Annotated in this window: 1 protein-coding gene; it reads left to right on the plus strand. The window is 68.1% G+C overall.

The genetic code is table 11. The annotated features are described in order from the left end of the window. Window positions 1-2724 (plus strand): condensation domain-containing protein (locus TZ03_RS27920; RefSeq protein WP_051101542.1); only part of this gene is annotated, 2724 nt, incomplete at both ends.

The following is a 2724-nucleotide window of genomic DNA, read 5'->3' on the forward strand; positions in this document are numbered from 1 at the left end:
GTGGGCTGGTTCACCAGCGCCTACCCGGTGCGCCTGACCCCGGCCGCCGAGCTGGGCGCCTCGATCAAGCAGGTCAAGGAACAGCTGCGCGGCGTGCCGCACAAGGGCATCGGTTTCGGCGCTTTGCGCTACCTGGGCGACGAGGCTGCGCGCGCGAGCCTGGCCGGGCTGCCGGTGCCGCGCATCACCTTCAACTACCTGGGCCAGCTGGATGGCCAGTTCGATGAGCGGGCTCTGTTCGTGCCCGCCGCCGAAAGCGCGGGTGAGGAGCAGAGCCCGCTGGCGCCGCTGGGCAACTGGCTGGTGCTCAATGGCCAGGTGTATGGCGGCGAGCTGAGCCTGGCGTTCAGCTTCAGCGGGCAGATGTTCGCCCGCGCGACCATCGAGCGGCTGGCGCGGGCCTACGAGGCGGAGCTGGCGGCGCTGGTCGAGCACTGTCAGGCGCCGCAAGGGCTGACGCCGTCGGACTTCCCGCTGGCGGGCCTGAGCCAGGCGCAACTCGACGCACTGCCGGTGGCGGTGGCCGAGGTCGAAGACATCTACCCACTGTCGCCGATGCAGCAGGGCATGCTGTTCCATTCCACGTTCGGCGAGAGCGACGGCGACTACATCAACCAGATGCAGGTCGAGGTCGCAGGCCTGGATGTGGCACGCTTCGAGGCGGCCTGGAACGCTGTGCTCCAGGCCCATGACAGTCTGCGTTGTGCCTTCGTCTGGTCCGCCGACCAGGCCCAACCGGTGCAGGTAGTGCTGCGCGAGGTCCGTGTGCCGTTCAGCGAGCTGGACTGGCGCGGTCGTGATGACCTGGCGCTGGCGCTCCCGACACTGGCCGCCGAAGAACGTGGGCGCGGCTTCGATATGCTGCAGGCGCCATTGCTGCGCCTGGTGCTGGTACGCCTGGATGATGACCGCCATGCACTGATCTACACCAGCCATCACATCCTCATGGACGGCTGGAGCAATGCGCAACTGCTGGGTGAAGTGCTGCAACGCTACTGTGGCGAGCGGCCCACGCAGGCGGCGGGCCGCTTCGGCGACTACATTGGCTGGCTGCAGCGTCAGGACCGAGCGCAGAGCGAAGCTTTCTGGCGCGAGCAACTGGCCGCACTGGAAGAGCCCACCCGCCTGGCCAGCACCTGTCAACATGTCGGTGTCGATGGCTACGACGAGCACAGCCTGTCGATCGATGCGCAGACCACCGCGCGCCTGGGCCGCTTCGCCCGTGAGCGCAAGGTCACCGTCAACACCTTGGTGCAGGGTGCCTGGGCCTTGTTGCTGCAGCGTCGTGTCGGCCAGGACTGCGTGTCGTTCGGCGCCACCGTGGCCGGGCGACCGGCCGAGCTGGCCGGTATCGAGCAGCAGATCGGCCTGTTCATCAACACCTTGCCGGTGATCGTGCCGTGCACCGCCGGGCAGGCGCTTGGCGACTGGCTGGACGATCTGCAGGCGCTCAACCTGCGCATCCGCGAACAGGAGCACACGCCACTGTTCGACATCCAACGCTGGGCCGGGCAGGGCGGTGACGCGCTGTTCGACAGCCTGCTGGTGTTCGAAAACTACCCGGTGGCCGAGGCCCTGGAGCGTGGTTCGCCCTCGGGGCTGCACTTTGGCCCGGTGCGCACACAGGAGCAGAGCAACTATCCGCTGACCCTGGTGGTCGGCCTGGAGGACAGCCTGTCGCTGCGCTGCAGCTATGACCGGCAGGCGTTCAGCGCGGCGATCATCGAGCAGATCGGCCAGCAACTGCGTCACTTGCTGCTGCAGATGCTCGAACAGGGCGCTGAGGTGCCTGTCGAGACCTTGCAATTGCTCGATGACGAGCAACGCCAGGCTGCGGTACAGGCCTGGAATACCGCCCCGGCCACGTTCGCGCCGAGCCAGCCGCTGCATCGCCTGATCGAAGCCCAGGCGGCCCGCGCGCCGCAGGCGCCGGCGCTGGTCTGCGAAGGCGAACAGTTGAGCTACGCCGAGCTGAACCGCCGGGCCAACCGGATCGCCCATGCGCTGATCGCCCGAGGCGTCGGCCCGGACGTGCTGGTGGGCCTGGCCGCGCCGCGCTCGCTGGAGATGGTGGTCGGCCTGCTGGCCATCCTCAAGGCCGGTGGTGCCTACGTGCCGCTGGACCCGGCCTATCCGCTGGATCGCCTGCACTACATGATCGAGGACAGCGGCCTGCAGTTGCTGCTCGGCCAGGGCGACCTCGGGCTGAGCCTGGCGGCGGACGTGCAGGTGCTGGACCTGGCCGCCGACTACGCCGACTACGCAGACTTCGCCGAGGTCAACCCGAACGTCGCGGTGGGCCTGGATAACCTGGCCTATGTCATCTACACCTCCGGCTCCACCGGTAAGCCGAAGGGCACCTTGCTGCCGCACCGCAACGTGCTGCGCCTGTTCGAGGCCACGGACGGCTGGTTCGGCTTCGGCCCGCAGGACTGCTGGACGCTGTTCCACTCCTATGCCTTCGACTTCTCGGTATGGGAGCTGTTCGGCGCCTTGCTGCATGGTGGCCGCCTGGTGATCGTGCCGCAGGATGTCAGCCGTTCGCCGGAGGCCTTCTACCAACTGCTGTGCGAGCAGCGGGTGACCGTGCTCAACCAGACGCCGTCGGCGTTCCGCCAGCTGATGCAGGTGGCCTGCGCCGAAGGCCAGCGCAGCGACCAGCAGCTGCGCTACGTGGTGTTCGGCGGCGAGGCGCTGGAGGTCGGCAGCCTGCGTCCGTGGTTC

It is taken from the genome of Pseudomonas sp. 10-1B (assembly GCF_000935045.1).
Taxonomy (GTDB): Bacteria; Pseudomonadota; Gammaproteobacteria; order Pseudomonadales; family Pseudomonadaceae; genus Aquipseudomonas.